This window comes from Pelagibius marinus, assembly GCF_014925385.1.
Taxonomy (GTDB): Bacteria; Pseudomonadota; Alphaproteobacteria; order Kiloniellales; family Kiloniellaceae; genus Pelagibius; species Pelagibius marinus.
The window spans coordinates 118,259-131,740 of record NZ_JACSDK010000008.1; the positions used below are offsets into that span (position 1 = coordinate 118,259).

Consider the following 13,482-nt stretch of genomic DNA (forward strand, 5'->3'; position numbering starts at 1 on the left):
CGACCGCCGGGCGCGAGGCCCAGCTTCATCTGAAATGTCGTTGAGCACGGAGCGAAGGGCGATCGCCTGAGGTGGCCTTCTTATTCAGGCGGCGGGCTTCAGCCCTTGATCCAGTCCTTGAGGCGATGCGCCGCTTCGGCCATGACCGCTTCGCGCCCGGCGAAGGAGAAGCGCACGAAGCGGCGGCCGCGGTCGGGATCGAAATCGATGCCCGGGGTCGCCGCCACGCCGATCTCCGCCAGCATGCGCTTGCAGAAGTCCTCGCTGTCGTTGGTCAGGCTCGAGACATCGGCATAGATGTAGAAAGCGCCGTCGGCGGGCGCCAGGCGGTCGAGCCCGGCCTTGGGCAGTTCCTCCAACAGCAGCGTGCGGTTGCGCGCATAGGCGGCGACGTAGCCGTTTAGCTGCGCCTCGCAGTCGAAGGCCGCCTCCCCGGCGATCTGCGACAGGCAGGGCGCCGAGATAAAGAGGTTCTGGCCCAGGCATTCCGCCGGCCGCAGCAGGTCTTCCGGCAGCACCATCCAGCCGAGCCGCCAGCCGGTCATGGAGAAGTACTTGGAGAAGGAGTTGATGACGATGGCCTCGTCGGTCAGCTCCAGCGCGCTGACGCCCGGCTGATCGAAGCAGATGCCGTGGTAGATCTCGTCGGAGACCAGGCGGATGCCCTGCGCGCGGCAGTAGTCGACCAGGGCCTGCATCTCGGCGCGCCCGACCATGGTGCCCGCCGGGTTGGAGGGCGAGGCGACGATCAGGCCGTCGGGCGGGGACGGCAGGCGCTCCAGCAGTTCCGGCGTCGGCTGGAAGCGGTGCTCGGCCTCGGTCGGCAGCAGGACGGGCTCGACGCCCAGGGCGGTCAGGATGTTGCGGTAGGCCGGATAGCCCGGCGCCGCCAGGGCGACGCGGTCGCCGGCGTCGAAGGCGGCGAGGAAGGCCACCTGGAAGCCCGCCGAGGAACCCGTCGTCACCATGATGCGCTCGGGGTCGACCTCACAGCCGTACCAGTCCTTGTAGTGCCGGGCGATCCGGCGGCGCAGGCCGGGCAGTCCCATGGCGTCGGTATAGCCGATCAGGTGCCCGTCCAGCGCCGCGCGGGCGGCGGCCAGCACGCCGTCGGGCGCCGGGGTGCCCGGCTGGCCGACCTCCAGGTGCAGGACATCGCCGCCGGCGGCCTCACGCGCGTTGGCCGCGCGCATCACGTCCATGACGATGAAGGGCGGCACGCGCCCGCGTCCGGCGACCTTCAGGACCATGAGGCTTTCCCGTCTTTTCCTTCCCGCGGCGACCCGGGCTCTACTGGACCCGCACGGCCAGGCCGTGGCCGCGCCGGTCGCTGGCCGCCTGGCAGCTGTCGGTTTCGTTGCGCAGGCCGCCCGGGCACAGCAGGGCGTTGGCCAGGCCGACGCCCGGCTCGACCTGCAGGCTGTGGCCACGCTGACTCAGGGCGTTGACGATCCCGGCGTCCAGGCTCGGCTCGTAGTAGGTGACGTCCGGCGCCCCGACGTTGACGACCCGCGGCGCCGCTACGGCCGCTTCCAGGTCGTCGCGGTCGTTCAGGCTCTCCAGCATGACCCGCGTCAGGGCAGCCGGCGCCGCCAGGCCGCCGCTCGCCGTGCCGGCGAAGTAGAGCGTGCCGTTGAAGGGATTGGAGATGATCGCTGCGGCAAGGTTGTCGGCGCCCAGGGTGGGATCCTTGGGCAGCAGGATGCCGGTGCCCGGGATCATGCGGCCGGCGCCGAAGAGTCCGTTCATGGTGAAGCTGCAGGCCACGGCGGAGCTCCACTGGTCGGCCACCACGAAACCGGCGGTGAAGGGATTGGAAACCGCCGGCAGGGCGTTGGCGGCGCTTGCCTGGGCGGGCGTGTGCTGGCGCGAGGTGTAGCCGGCCATGAGCCGCTCCACGGCGTCCTCCCCGACCAGGCCGCTGCCGTCGGTGCCGCTGCCCAGCCAGCCGCTGCGGGCGGCGAAGGCGCGCTGCCCGGCCTCGGCCAGCAGGTGGACGCGGTCGGCCGGCGAGGCGCTGCCGTAGCTCTCCACCTCGGTCAGCATGGCCACCATCTGGGCGGTCAGCAGACCGGCGCCCCCCCCGGGCGGGGGGGAATAAGGCGCCCGGTCGGCGATGGGGAACCCCCCGGGCGGGGGGGCCCGGGGCAGCGTGTCGCGCAGCTGCTGAACGGTCAGCGGCACGCCGATCCCGTTGGCCGCCTCCACCAGGCGGGTGGCGAAGGCGCCGCTGTAGAGATAGCCCGCCCCCTGGCGGCGCAGGCCGGAGATCACCCCGGCCAGCTCCGAGGGCATGATCTCGTCGCCTTCGCGGGCCAGGGAACCCGAGCGGTTCGAATAGACTCCGCGCAGGTCCGGATTGGCCGAGACGAAGTCGGCGGCCGCGGCGATGTCGCTGGCGAAGGCCCGGCTGACGCCATAGCCGACGCGGCCCAGGCGCTCGGCCGGGCCCAGCAGCAGCGGCCAGCGCTGGGCGCCGTGACGGGCGTGCATCACCGCCATGGCACGCGCGCCGGCGAGCTGCGGGCGCCCGCCGGCGGCAGGGTCCGGCAGGAACTGGAAGACCTGCACGCTCGGCTCGCCTTCCTGGTAGCCGAGGCCGCTGTTGTGGGCGATGCAGACGCCGCCCCCGGCCAGGCCGACGCGCGACGGCAGGGTCACGGTCATGGCAAAATACATGGCCACGGCGGCGTCGGCGGCGGTGCCGCCGTTGCCGATCACGTCGCGCCCGATGGTCACCGCGCGCGGCTCATCGCCCGCGACCAGGCCGGCAAAACCCTCGACCGGCGCCAGAATGCCCGGTTCCCGGGCCCCTTCGCAGGCGCTCAAGACGGTCATGGTTATGCCCAGAAGACCTGCTATCTTGAAGCCTGCCGGGGATACCCTGCGTTGAAAAGCGCGTATCGCGTGTTTAGGTATGGAGATGAAAGGCGAGATAAGACCCTTGCGCAAACCGCCCATTCCTTTGTTCTGCGTTTTGTTACTCTTGCTCGGCCCTCTGCTGCCGCAGCGGGCGGCGGCCGATCAGCTGCAGCTGATTCGTGATGCGGAGATCGAAAATACCATCCGCGTCTATGCCACGCCACTGTTCCAGGCAGCCGGACTGAGCCCCCAGGGCATCAGGCTCTACCTTGTAGACGACCGCGCACTCAATGCTTTTGTTGCCGGCGGCCTCAATCTCTTCATCAATACCGGCCTCCTGATAGAGACCAAGGACCCCGGCGAGGTGATCGGCGTGATCGCCCACGAAACCGGCCACATTGCCGGCGGCCATCTGGCCCGCAGCGGTGCCGCCCTGGAGCAGACCCAGGCCGCCCTGATCGCCACCTACCTGCTGAGCCTGGGGGCGGCCCTGGCCACCGGCGAGAGCGGGCTGGGCGCGGCGGTGCTGAGCGGCGGGCAGGACATTGCCCTGCGGGGCCTGCTGCAATACACGCGGACCCAGGAAAACTCAGCCGACCAGGCGGCGGTCACCCTGCTGCGGGCGACCCAGCAGTCGCCGCGCGGGCTGATGGAGTTCATGGAGAAGCTGAGCGGCCAGGAAGTGCTGCTGACCAGCAACCAGGACCCCTATCTGCGCACCCACCCCCTGACCCAGGACCGTATCGATTTCCTGCACCGGGCGCTGAGCGAATCGCCCTACGCCAACAAGGCGCCGGACCCGGAGCTGGTGCGGATGCACAACCGGATGCGCGCCAAGCTGATCGGCTTCCTCAACCCCCTGAACCAGGTGCTGCGCAGCTACCCGACCAGCGACGCCAGCCTGCCGGCGCGCTATGCCCGGGCCATCGCCTACTACCGGGTGCCCGATATCGACAAGGCGCTGGCCGAAATCAACGCCCTGCTGCTGGAAAAGCCGAACGACCCCTATTTCCGAGAGCTGAAAGGGCAGATGCTGCTGGAGCACGGCCGAGTCGCCGAGGCGGTGCCCGAGTACCAGACCGCCGTCCAGGGCCTGCCAGGCTCGGCGCAGATCCGCCAGGCCCTGGCCAAGGCCCAGATCGCCCTCGATACCCGGGAAATGGACCAGGCGGCGCTGGAGAACCTGGGCATCACCCTGGCCGAGGAGCCCAACAACGCCGCCGCCTGGCGCCTGGCCGCCATTGCGCACGGCCGCCTGGGCGATCAGGCCATGACCGCCCTGGCGCTGGCGGAGGCGGCCCTGGCGCGGGGCAAATACGCCGAAGCGCGCGACCGCGCCGAGCACGCCGCAGGCGCCTTGCCGGAAAACACGGCCCCCTGGATTCGCGCCCATGACGTGAAGAACGAGGCGGAGCGCCGGCTGAAAAAGGACAACTGAGGGGCGCGCCGCCGCCGCCGGAACGCCCGGCAGTGACACGGCTGTGATTTGCCCCCGGGCGGCAATTTCCGCTATCACTCCCTGTCGCAGGACGCGCCTCCGGACGGCAGCGGCCGCCCGACCAGCAAGGACATCGAAATGGCTAGGAAGAACCCATTGAAAATAAAGCATTTCCTCTTCGGCTGTGCAGCGCTGCTGCTGGCCGCGGGAACGGCACTGGCGCCACGGCCGGGCCAGGCCCAGGAGACCCCGCCGGTGCTGGACGCCCAGCAGAAGGAGGCCATCGAGGCCCTGGTGCGCGAATACCTGCTGGAACACCCGGAAGTCCTCGTCGAGTCCCTGCAGAGCTTTGAGCGGCGCCAGCGGGAGGCCGAGGCCCGGCGCCAGCGCGAAGCGCTGATCGCCGAGGCCGAGACCCTGATCAACGACCCCGACGCGCCGGTCATCGGCAACCCGGAGGGCGACATCACCCTGGTCGAGTTCTTCGACTACCGCTGCCCCTACTGCAAGCGCATGACCGGCATCATGGCGGAGCTGATGGAAACGGATCCGAATCTGCGCGTGGTCATGAAGGAATTCCCCATTCTCAGCCAGGAATCCGTCATGGCGGCTAAGGCCGCCCTGGCCGCCGAGCGCCAGGGCAAGTACGAAGCCTTCCACTTCGCCCTGATGGAAGGCGGCGGCGGCTTTACCGAGGACGAGATCATGGCCGTCGCCGGCTCGGTGGGCCTGGACGAGGCCCAGCTGCGCGCCGACATGGAAGACCCCGCGATCGAGGTCGCACTGCGGCGCAACAACGCGACGGCCGAGAAGATCGGCATCACCGGCACGCCGGCCTTCATCGTTGGCGACACCCTGATGCCCGGCGCGTTGAGCCTGGAGCAGCTGCGCGCCGTCATCGCCGAGGCCCGCGCCAAGCAAAGCTGAGGCCCGCGGCACGCCGGCCGGTTCAAACAGCTGCGTTGCCACATCCGGCCCGGCTATGCTAACGCTTGTCGGTCTTGATCAAGGGGAACGCGCAAGTGGCCAAAGCGCCGAAGATTCTTATCCTCAACGGCCCCAATCTGAACATGCTCGGCAAACGCCAACCCGATGTCTACGGCAGGGAGACCCTATCCGACGTCGAGCAAAGCTGCCGCAGCCGTGGGCAGAGCATGGGCCTGGATGTCGATTGCCGCCAATCGAACAGCGAAGGGCAGCTGATCGACTGGATTCATGAGGCGCGCGACAGCCACGACGGGATCATCATCAATCCCGGCGCCTATACGCACACTTCGATCGCGATCATGGACGCCCTGCTGGCGGCCGAGTTGCCGCTGATCGAGGTTCATCTTTCCAATATTCACCGGCGCGAGACCTTTCGGCACCAGTCCTATGTGGCGAAGGTGGCGGACGCCGTGCTTGCCGGCCTGGGTTCGCAGGGATACCTCTTCGCCCTCGACGCCCTGGCGCGGCGCCTGAACGCACAGCAAGAGACGTGATGGCCAAGTTCGAAGTCAACGAGGAGCTGGTCCGCAAGCTGGCGGATCTGCTTCAGGAAACCGGGCTCAATGAGATTGAGTACGAGGTCAACAACCACCGCATCCGGGTCGCCAAGAACGCCGGCGTGACCACTGTGGCCGCCCCGGCTGCCGCAGCGGCGCCCGCGCCCTGCTCACCGGCCGTCCCCGCCGCCCCCGCGGGCGGACCGGAGGCCATCCCCGCCGGCGCGATCACGGCGCCTATGGTCGGCACCGTCTATGTCGCCAGCGAGCCGGGCACACCGCCCTTCGTGAAGGTCGGCGATTCGGTTACCGAGGGCCAGACGCTGCTGATCATCGAGGCCATGAAGGTGATGAACCCGCTGGCCTCGCCGCGTGCCGGCACGATCAAGCAGATCATGATCAGCGACGGCCAGCCCGTGGAGTACGGCGAGCCGCTGCTGGTGATCGAATAGGTCCATTACCCCGCGATGTTCGACAAGATCCTCATCGCCAATCGCGGCGAGATCGCTTTGCGGATCCACCGCGCTTGCCGCGAGATGGGCATCCAGACGGTGGCCGTGCACTCGACGGCCGATGCCGATGCGATGCATGTGCGCCTGGCTGACGAATCGGTCTGCATCGGCCCCGCGCCCAGCAGGGACAGCTACCTCAACATCCCGGCCATTCTTTCCGCGGCCACCATCACCGGCGCCGACGCCATCCATCCCGGCGTCGGTTTCCTGTCGGAGAATGCCGACTTCGCCGCCATGGTCGAAGAGCACGGCATGGTCTTCATCGGCCCCTCGCCCGAGCACATCTCGATGATGGGCGACAAGGTGGTGGCCAAAAAAACCGCCGCCGACCTGGGAATTCCGGTGGTGCCGGGATCCGAGGGCGGCCTCACCTCCGCCGAGGCGGCCCGCCAGACGGCCGACGAGATCGGCTACCCGGTGCTGATCAAGGCGGCGGCCGGCGGCGGCGGGCGCGGCATGAAGGTGGCCCAGAACGCCGGCGAGGTGGAGGACGCCTACCGCCTCGCCCGCTCGGAGGCCAAGGTGGCCTTCGGCAACGACGAAGTCTACATGGAGCGTTACCTCGGCGAGCCGCGCCACATTGAGGTGCAGCTGCTGGCCGACGGCCAGGGCGGCGCGATCCATCTGGGCGAGCGCGACTGCTCCCTGCAGCGGCGGCACCAGAAGCTGCTGGAAGAAGCCCTTTCCCCGGCGCTCAACGCCGCCGAGCGCGAGGCCATCGGCGAGCGCGTCACCACGGCCATGAAGAAGCTGGGCTACCGCAGCGCCGGCACCGTCGAGTTTCTCTACGAGGACGGTGAGTTCTTCTTCATCGAGATGAACACCCGCCTGCAGGTGGAGCACCCGATCTCCGAGGCCATCACCGGCATCGACCTGGTGCGCGAGCAGATCCGCGTCGCCGCCGGCCTGCCGCTGGACCTGGAGCAGAAGGACATCAAATTCTCCGGCCACGCCATCGAGTGCCGGATCAACGCCGAGAACCCGGAAACCTTCATGCCCTCCCCCGGCCTCGTCACCGACTATCACGCGCCGGGCGGCCTGGGGGTGCGCGTCGATTCCGGGCTCTATGCCGGCTACCGCATCCCGCCGACCTACGACAGCCTGATCGCCAAGCTGATCGTCCACGGCCAGACACGCAACGAGTGCCTGATGCGCCTGCGCCGCGCACTGGAGGAGTTCGTCATCGTCGGCGTCGACACCTCGATTCCTCTGCACCAACGGTTGATCGGGGCACAGGACTTCATCAACGGCGACTACGACATCCACTGGCTGGAAAAATTTGTCGCCGGGAAGGCGTAGCGGAATCTAGCCGAAACGGGTTCTTAGCCTATATGATTCGGCGTCATGCAGTTGACGCCCGACCTCCTGCTCCGCGCCTATGCCATTGGGATCTTCCCCATGGCCGAGAGCCGTGTTGACCCGGAGCTGCATTGGATCGACCCGGACATGCGGGGCATCCTGCCGCTCGACGGCCTGCACGTGCCGCGCAAGCTGCGCGCCAAAATCCGCCGCGGCCTCTTTGAGGTGCGCTGCAACTCCGCCTTCGAGGACGTCATCCAGGGCTGCGCCGAGCCGGCGGAGAACCGCCCCGACACCTGGATCAACCCGGTGATCGAAAAGCTGTACAACGACCTCTTCGAGATGGGCTTCGCCCACTCCGTGGAATGCTGGCAGGACGGTGAGCTGGTGGGCGGCCTCTACGGCGTCTCCCTGGGGGCCGCTTTCTTCGGCGAGTCCATGTTCAGCCGCGCCACCGACGCCAGCAAGGTGGCCCTGGTGCAGCTCGTGCTGCGTCTGAAGAAGGGCGGCTTCCAGCTGCTGGACACCCAGTTCACGACGCCGCACCTCAGCCGCTTCGGCGCCGAGGAGATCCCGCGCGAGGACTACCGCCGGCTGCTCACCAAGGCGGTCTCGGCCCAGGCGGAATTCTATTCGGGGGCGGTTTCGGATTCGGAGCTGGAAGCCTTCTTGCAGTCGACCACCCAGACGTCATAGACCGGGTGCTCCACCGCCGAGATGGCGGGGCTGGAGGCGAACATCCAGCCGGTGAAGAGCTCCACCGCCGGCGAGTCCGGGCGGATGTCGACGATCTCCAGGAAAGCGGTGCTCTCCGGCGGCTCCTCCGGCGGCTTCTTGTCACAGGCGCGGGCGATGATCTGCAGGGAGCCGAAGCGCACTGGCTCGTTCAGCGGCGCCTCGAAGGTGGAGATCCGCGCGGTGATCTTGTCGAGGCCCTGCAGCACGGCGATATCGCCGGGGATGGCCTCAGCCGGCGCCGGCCCAATTATCGGCAGGACAGCGGTCAGAAAGGAAAGGGCCAGGGCCCGGGAGACAAACCTCAAGGGTAAAATCCTTAACTCTCTTTGGCCTTCTTGGCGCCCTTGCGGTCGCCGTAGGGGTTCTCCAGCGAGTCGACCAGGGCCAGCAGCACCTCGCGCAGCTGGGCTTCGTCGCAGCCCATCAGAATTCCGTCCTCCAGGGCGTCCTGGGCCATCTCGCGAATTTCCTCCAGATTCTCGTTCAGAATCTTGATCTTTTCGCGGCAGGAAAGCGGCGCGCCGTCGGGCTGCAGCCAGACCGGAATCTCGAACTTCTTGACGGTAGGTGCGGACACGCGAAGGACCTCAGCAGAAATTCACTGCCAAAGATTTAAGGGCTCCCCCTGGACGACGCAACCTTGGCGGTCCAGCGGCCTCCGGCACCGCGGAGGCCGGGGCGGGAATCCGGCCTATTGCGGGGTGTCGCCGTCCGAAGCGCCCTCGGCGGCCACGTCGGCGGCGCTGAAGATAAAGCGGCCCAGCAGATCAACCACGTTGATCGAGCCCTGGGCGTACTGGATCTGGCCGCCGTCGGCGATGAAGTCCTCGGCGCCGCCCGGCTCCAGGGCCACGTAGTTGCCGCCCAGCAGGCCATCGGGAATGATCCGCGCCGAGGTGTCGCTCGGCAGGCGGATGGCGTTGTTGACGCTGATCAGGACCTCGGCGAAGTAGGTGTCGGTATTCAGGCGCTGATCGACGACCGTGCCGATCTTCACCCCGGCCATGCGCACGTCGGTGCCGACGGTCAGACCGGAAGCGTCGTCGAAGGAGACCAGCACCTGATAGCCGTCGCCGGCATTGTCGCCGATGGAAGTGCTGCGGAAGGCGAAGACGACGAAGGCAACGGCCACCAGCAGGACGACCCCGCCCATCACCGTCTCGATCATGTTTCTGCGCATCAATCAGGTCCTAAGCAGGAAGATCAGAGCAAGACGCCGCGGGACTCAGTTGGGAGTCCAGGGTTCGTAGTCGCCGGTGGCGCGGTCGCGCTTGCCGCCCTTCAGGGTATGCCCCGGCGGACGATAGGCCTGGGCCGTGCCCGTCAGGTTCGGCTCGTGGTCCTTCTGCCAGGGCCGGCGCGCCACGCCGCCTTCCGGCGGGACCTCGCTGGTGGTGTGGTGCAGCCAGGCATGCCAGTCGGGGGGCACGCGGCTCGCCTCGACCTCGCCGTTATAGATCACCCAGCGCTGCTCCTTGCGCAGCGAATCCTTGTGCGTACGGCCCCCGCCCTTGGCGCGGTAGTAGCGGTTGCCCTGCTGGTCGCTGCCAACCAGTTCGCCGCGCAACCAAGTGAAGAGCCTTGTGCCGATGGTGGTCCCCATGCCCGAGACGTACCTCTTGACTGAAAAGAATACCTGAACGCCGACTCGCCGGACGGACCCCTTCGCCCCCGGCAGCGGCCAGACTATGGCACCCCAGGGGCGATCAGTCCAGCCTTCGGGAGGTCCGCAAAAAGGCTCCGCCAGGGCCCCGCCGGACGCCCATAACTATTTGAAAATTCTTACTTTTTAACAACCAAAGAACGCTCCGGCACGACGGCCGGCGCTACTTCCGGCACCACCGCCGGCAGACAAGCGGCGACCGCCAGCTTAATATCGCCCACGCCGACCCCGCCTTGGGGGAAGGGCCGCAGGAGGGGAAGACGGAGATGCAGTTCGAGAGCCTGACCCTGAAGGGCCTGCGGGCGCGCCCGGTGGTGCTGAAGCTGGAGCGCCCGATCGTCGCGCGGATCGCCACCATCACCGACTGGCCCCTCATCCTCATCGACCTCGAGACCGAAGAGGGCATCACCGGGCGCAGCTACCTGGAGCCCTACGCGGTCAAGGCGATGCGCTACCTCATCCCGGCCCTGGAGGACTTGGCCGGGCAGTTGAAGGGGCGGCCGCTCGCCCCTTTCGAGCTTTTCGACGCGGCGCGCAAGTCCCTGCATTTCGTGGGCTACGAGGGCCTTTCCATGATCGCCGTTTCCGGCCTCGACATGGCGGTCTGGGACGCCCTGGCCAAGGCCGCGGGCATGCCGCTCTGCGTCTTCCTGGGCGGCAGCGCCGGCCCGGTGCGCGCCTACAACAGCAACGGGCTGTGGCTGCAGGCCCCGGCATCGCTGGGCCCCGAAGCCGTCGAGCTCTGCGCCGAAGGCGGCTTCGACGCCTTGAAGCTGCGCCTCGGCCGCGACCGGCCGCGCGACGACATCGCCGCTATCGAGGCGGTACGGCGGGCCGTCGGTGAAGACGTGAAGCTGATGGTCGACTTCAACCAGGGCCTCGACCTTGCCGATGCGCTGGAGCGCTGTCACCAGATCGACGACCTGGGCCTGGCCTGGATCGAGGAGCCCATCGTCTACGACAATTTCGACGGCTTCGCCCAGCTCGCCGCCGAACTGCGCACGCCGCTGCAGATCGGCGAGAACTTCTACGGCCCGCGCGACCTGCACAAGGCGCTGCAGATGAAGGCCTGCGACCTGGTGATGCCGGACTTCATGCGCATCGGCGGCGTCACCGGCTGGCAGCGCGCGGCGGCCATAGCCGGGGCCGCGGGGATTCCCATGTCGACCCACCTCTATCCGGAAGTCGCCGCCCACGTGATGCGCGTCACCGAGACCGCGCATTGGCTGGAGTGGCAGGACTGGGCCGACCCCATCCTGCAGCGGCCCTTCGCTATCCGCGACGGCCTGTTTCATGTGCCCGGCGACGTGCCCGGTGTCGGACTGGAATGGAACGAGGAAGCCGTGGCCGCCCACGTGGTCGATCTGTGAGGGCGCTTCGAGAATGAACGACCTGCCGACACTGCTCAGCATCGCCGCCGTCTGGGGCATTGCCGCGGCCACGCCGGGGCCGAACTTCTTCGTCACCCTGCGCGGTGTCATGGCCCAGCCGCAAGGCAAATCGCGGGGCCACGGCTTCGCCGCCGTCGGCGGGATCGTAGCCACAGCGTGGATGACGCGCAACTACGAGCGCGCGGCGCACCTCATCGACCGTCTGGCCGGCGGCATCTTTCTGCTGTTCGGCGCCAAGCTGGCCCTCGACCGCTAGATCGAGCGGGCCTCCTTAAGGTAGTCGACCGCCGAGCGGTCGAGCACCGCTACCTGCGCCGCCATGTCGCTGGCGGCCTTGGCCATGAGCTCGGCCGACTCCTGGGTCTGGGAAGCCGCCGAGGTCACGCCTGTGATGTTCTCGGCGATCTCCGAAGCGCCGGCGGAGGCCTGGCCGATGGAGCTGGCGATCTCGCGGGTCGCCGCGCTTTGTTCTTCAGCCGCGACCGCGATGGCGTCGGCGATCTCGCTGACGTTCTCCACCATCTTGGTGACCTGCTCGTTGGCGGCGAAAGTGCGCCGGGTCGTCTCCTGAATGCCCTGCACCTGCTGGGCGATCTGCTCGGTCGCGGAAGCGGTCTGCTGAGAGAGTGCCTTGACTTCGCTGGCCACCACGGCAAAGCCCTTGCCTGCCTCGCCGGCCCGGGCCGCTTCGATGGTCGCGTTCAGCGCCAGCAGGTTTGTCTTCTCCGCAATATCACTGATCAGATTGAGAACCTCACCGATCTGTTCAGCCGTCTCGACCAGTTCCTGCATGCGCTCGCTGGCCGTCTGCGCGTTGCCCTGCGCCTCCTTCGTGATGCTCGCTTGGCGCTCGACCTGCTCTGTGATGTTCTGGATGGCCGCCGACAGCTGATCAGCCGCGCCGGCAACCGTCTGCACGTTTGACGATGCCTCGGTCGCCGCCGCCGCCATCGCCGAGGCACGGTGGTTCGAGTCGGCCGCGCAGCTGTTCAGGGTCTTCGATTGCTCACCCACCGAGGCGACGGTCTGTTCCACGGTTTCGATGGTAGAGGTGATCTCCCTCTCGAATCCGTCGGTCAAGGCGGTGAAGCGTTCCGTCTTCGCGGCCATCTCATCAATGGCCAGGTTGACGCGCTGCGCACTGGCGCGGAAATCCCCGGGCAGGCCACGCAGGATGATCTTACGGAAGTACTTGCCCGCGGCAACGTGCTGCATCGCGGCGCCCGCTTCGCGCACGAAGGCGTCGGTCACATCGACCAGGTGGTTGATGGCATGGCGCAGGTGTTCGGCCTCGGGGCCGCCCTTGCCGCGCGGCACCCGCAGGCTGAAGTCGCCACTGCGGGCGATCGTCTCGGACGCTTGCGCGATGCGCTTCAACGCGCCGCCAACGCGGTGCTGCACCAGGGCCGAAAGCGCCGAAACCAAGAGGGCCAGCGTCTCGACGGCGATCAGCGCGGCCGCGGTGCCGCCGGTAGCCAGTTGCCAGCCAATGACGCCGGCCAGCAGGGCGACAGCCGCAGCGGTCAGCAGGCGCGCGCTAGAGAGAGAAAACAAAGCGTTCATAGGTCGTCCCCTGTGCCTTCAGCGTCTGCTGGAGGAATTCGATCGCCGCGGCCATGCCGTCCTTGAAGCGGTCGCTGCCGCTCTCCAGTTCGCGCAGCTTGCGGTAGACCGGCTCGATCTTGGCAATCTGCTCCGGATCGGGTCGGCGCCGGTTCGAATGGTAGCCGGAGATCTTGCCTTCGGCGTCGAAGCTGGGCGTCACATGGGCGAAGACCCAGTAGTGGTCGCCGTTCTTCGCCTGGTTGATCACATAGGCGAAGATCTCCTCGCCGGCCTCGATCGTGTCCCACAGCAGCTTGAATACGCTGTGCGGCATGTCGGGGTGGCGGATGAGGTTGTGCGGCTGGCCGAGGATCTCTTCCTCGGTATAGCCGGCCACCCTCAGGAAGACATCGTTCGCATAGGTGATCCGCCCTTGCAGGTCGGTCTTGGAAACAATGATCTCTTCGGTGTCGAAATGGCGTTCACGGCCGGTGGGACTGACGCTGGGGCGTGACATCGCTTTCTACTCTTTGGTGTTTGCCCACACATT

General features: G+C 67.6%; 16 protein-coding genes. 8 read left to right on the plus strand and 8 right to left on the minus strand.

Features of this window, described 5'->3' with window-relative positions:
• Nucleotides 1–98: 98 nt before the first annotated feature.
• Both H7X47_RS09130 and H7X47_RS09135 read right to left on the minus strand, forming a co-directional pair.
• Nucleotides 99–1,250: a pyridoxal phosphate-dependent aminotransferase gene (locus H7X47_RS09130; RefSeq protein ID WP_193368352.1), complete on the minus strand. Its 1,152-nt coding sequence runs from the start codon at nt 1,248–1,250 to the stop codon at nt 99–101.
• Between the two features lie 40 nt (nt 1,251–1,290).
• Complete coding sequence (locus tag H7X47_RS09135) at nt 1,291–2,838, minus strand: gamma-glutamyltransferase (RefSeq protein WP_193368353.1); 1,548 nt, start codon at nt 2,836–2,838, stop codon at nt 1,291–1,293.
• Between the two features lie 148 nt (nt 2,839–2,986).
• Between H7X47_RS09135 and H7X47_RS09140 the strand changes: the two genes are divergently transcribed.
• The 6 genes from H7X47_RS09140 (at nt 2,987) to aat (ending at nt 8,291) form a co-directional block, all read left to right on the plus strand.
• Complete coding sequence (locus H7X47_RS09140; RefSeq protein ID WP_227010333.1) at nt 2,987–4,300, plus strand: M48 family metalloprotease; 1,314 nt, start codon at nt 2,987–2,989, stop codon at nt 4,298–4,300.
• Nucleotides 4,301–4,438: 138 nt separating this feature from the next.
• Nucleotides 4,439–5,227, plus strand: a complete 789-nt coding sequence (locus H7X47_RS09145; RefSeq protein ID WP_193368355.1) for a DsbA family protein — start codon at nt 4,439–4,441, stop codon at nt 5,225–5,227.
• Between the two features lie 95 nt (nt 5,228–5,322).
• Nucleotides 5,323–5,781, plus strand: a complete 459-nt coding sequence (gene aroQ, locus H7X47_RS09150; protein ID WP_193368356.1) for a type II 3-dehydroquinate dehydratase — start codon at nt 5,323–5,325, stop codon at nt 5,779–5,781.
• Nucleotides 5,781–6,236 carry an acetyl-CoA carboxylase biotin carboxyl carrier protein gene (gene accB, locus H7X47_RS09155; protein ID WP_193368357.1) on the plus strand — a complete coding sequence of 152 codons (456 nt, stop codon included), beginning with the start codon at nt 5,781–5,783 and terminating at the stop codon, nt 6,234–6,236. The genes aroQ and accB overlap by 1 nt, the downstream gene beginning before the upstream one ends.
• Before the next feature lie 15 nt (nt 6,237–6,251).
• Complete coding sequence (gene accC / locus H7X47_RS09160; protein WP_193368358.1) at nt 6,252–7,595, plus strand: acetyl-CoA carboxylase biotin carboxylase subunit; 1,344 nt, start codon at nt 6,252–6,254, stop codon at nt 7,593–7,595.
• A 45-nt stretch (nt 7,596–7,640) separates the two neighbouring features.
• Nucleotides 7,641–8,291 (plus strand): leucyl/phenylalanyl-tRNA--protein transferase, encoded by a 651-nt coding sequence (gene aat / locus H7X47_RS09165; protein ID WP_193368359.1) that lies wholly within the window; start codon nt 7,641–7,643, stop codon nt 8,289–8,291.
• On the opposite strand, the gene H7X47_RS09170 is transcribed toward aat, so the two are convergent.
• From H7X47_RS09170 to H7X47_RS09185, 4 genes are all read right to left on the minus strand, one after another.
• On the minus strand, nt 8,225–8,638 hold the full coding sequence (locus tag H7X47_RS09170) for a DUF2155 domain-containing protein (RefSeq protein ID WP_227010334.1): 414 nt from the start codon (nt 8,636–8,638) through the stop codon (nt 8,225–8,227). The two genes, aat and H7X47_RS09170, sit on opposite strands and share 67 nt — an antisense overlap.
• An 11-nt stretch (nt 8,639–8,649) precedes the next feature.
• On the minus strand, nt 8,650–8,910 hold the full coding sequence (locus H7X47_RS09175) for a hypothetical protein (RefSeq protein WP_193368360.1): 261 nt from the start codon (nt 8,908–8,910) through the stop codon (nt 8,650–8,652).
• A gap of 114 nt (nt 8,911–9,024) precedes the next feature.
• On the minus strand, nt 9,025–9,513 hold the full coding sequence (gene mlaD / locus H7X47_RS09180; protein WP_193368361.1) for an outer membrane lipid asymmetry maintenance protein MlaD: 489 nt from the start codon (nt 9,511–9,513) through the stop codon (nt 9,025–9,027).
• A gap of 45 nt (nt 9,514–9,558) precedes the next feature.
• On the minus strand, nt 9,559–9,936 hold the full coding sequence (locus tag H7X47_RS09185) for an NADH:ubiquinone oxidoreductase subunit NDUFA12 (RefSeq protein WP_193368362.1): 378 nt from the start codon (nt 9,934–9,936) through the stop codon (nt 9,559–9,561).
• 326 nt (nt 9,937–10,262) lie between these two features.
• On the opposite strand from H7X47_RS09185, the gene H7X47_RS09190 reads away from it, so the two are divergent.
• A complete protein-coding gene (locus tag H7X47_RS09190) occupies nt 10,263–11,366 on the plus strand; it encodes an enolase C-terminal domain-like protein (protein ID WP_193368363.1) in 1,104 nt (367 codons plus the stop codon).
• 13 nt (nt 11,367–11,379) lie between these two features.
• Nucleotides 11,380–11,643: a LysE family translocator gene (locus H7X47_RS09195; RefSeq protein ID WP_193368364.1), complete on the plus strand. Its 264-nt coding sequence runs from the start codon at nt 11,380–11,382 to the stop codon at nt 11,641–11,643.
• Here H7X47_RS09195 and H7X47_RS09200 read toward each other — a convergent pair.
• A complete protein-coding gene (locus H7X47_RS09200) occupies nt 11,640–12,950 on the minus strand; it encodes a methyl-accepting chemotaxis protein (RefSeq protein ID WP_193368365.1) in 1,311 nt (436 codons plus the stop codon). The genes H7X47_RS09195 and H7X47_RS09200 overlap by 4 nt on opposite strands.
• Nucleotides 12,925–13,449 carry a PAS domain-containing protein gene (locus H7X47_RS09205; RefSeq protein WP_193368366.1) on the minus strand — a complete coding sequence of 175 codons (525 nt, stop codon included), beginning with the start codon at nt 13,447–13,449 and terminating at the stop codon, nt 12,925–12,927. The genes H7X47_RS09200 and H7X47_RS09205 overlap by 26 nt, the downstream gene beginning before the upstream one ends.
• Between the last annotated feature and the right edge of the window lie 33 nt (nt 13,450–13,482).

Coding starts and splice junctions, on each gene's coding strand:
- H7X47_RS09130 (WP_193368352.1), bottom strand. CDS start 1,250: ATGGTCCTGAAGGTCGCCGGACGCGGGCGCGTGCCGCCCTTCATCGTC.
- H7X47_RS09135 (WP_193368353.1), bottom strand. CDS start 2,838: ATGACCGTCTTGAGCGCCTGCGAAGGGGCCCGGGAACCGGGCATTCTG.
- H7X47_RS09145 (WP_193368355.1), top strand. CDS start 4,439: ATGGCTAGGAAGAACCCATTGAAAATAAAGCATTTCCTCTTCGGCTGT.
- accB (WP_193368357.1), top strand. CDS start 5,781: ATGGCCAAGTTCGAAGTCAACGAGGAGCTGGTCCGCAAGCTGGCGGAT.
- accC (WP_193368358.1), top strand. CDS start 6,252: ATGTTCGACAAGATCCTCATCGCCAATCGCGGCGAGATCGCTTTGCGG.
- aat (WP_193368359.1), top strand. CDS start 7,641: ATGCAGTTGACGCCCGACCTCCTGCTCCGCGCCTATGCCATTGGGATC.
- mlaD (WP_193368361.1), bottom strand. CDS start 9,513: ATGCGCAGAAACATGATCGAGACGGTGATGGGCGGGGTCGTCCTGCTG.
- H7X47_RS09185 (WP_193368362.1), bottom strand. CDS start 9,936: ATGGGGACCACCATCGGCACAAGGCTCTTCACTTGGTTGCGCGGCGAA.
- H7X47_RS09190 (WP_193368363.1), top strand. CDS start 10,263: ATGCAGTTCGAGAGCCTGACCCTGAAGGGCCTGCGGGCGCGCCCGGTG.
- H7X47_RS09195 (WP_193368364.1), top strand. CDS start 11,380: ATGAACGACCTGCCGACACTGCTCAGCATCGCCGCCGTCTGGGGCATT.
- H7X47_RS09200 (WP_193368365.1), bottom strand. CDS start 12,950: ATGAACGCTTTGTTTTCTCTCTCTAGCGCGCGCCTGCTGACCGCTGCG.
- H7X47_RS09205 (WP_193368366.1), bottom strand. CDS start 13,449: ATGTCACGCCCCAGCGTCAGTCCCACCGGCCGTGAACGCCATTTCGAC.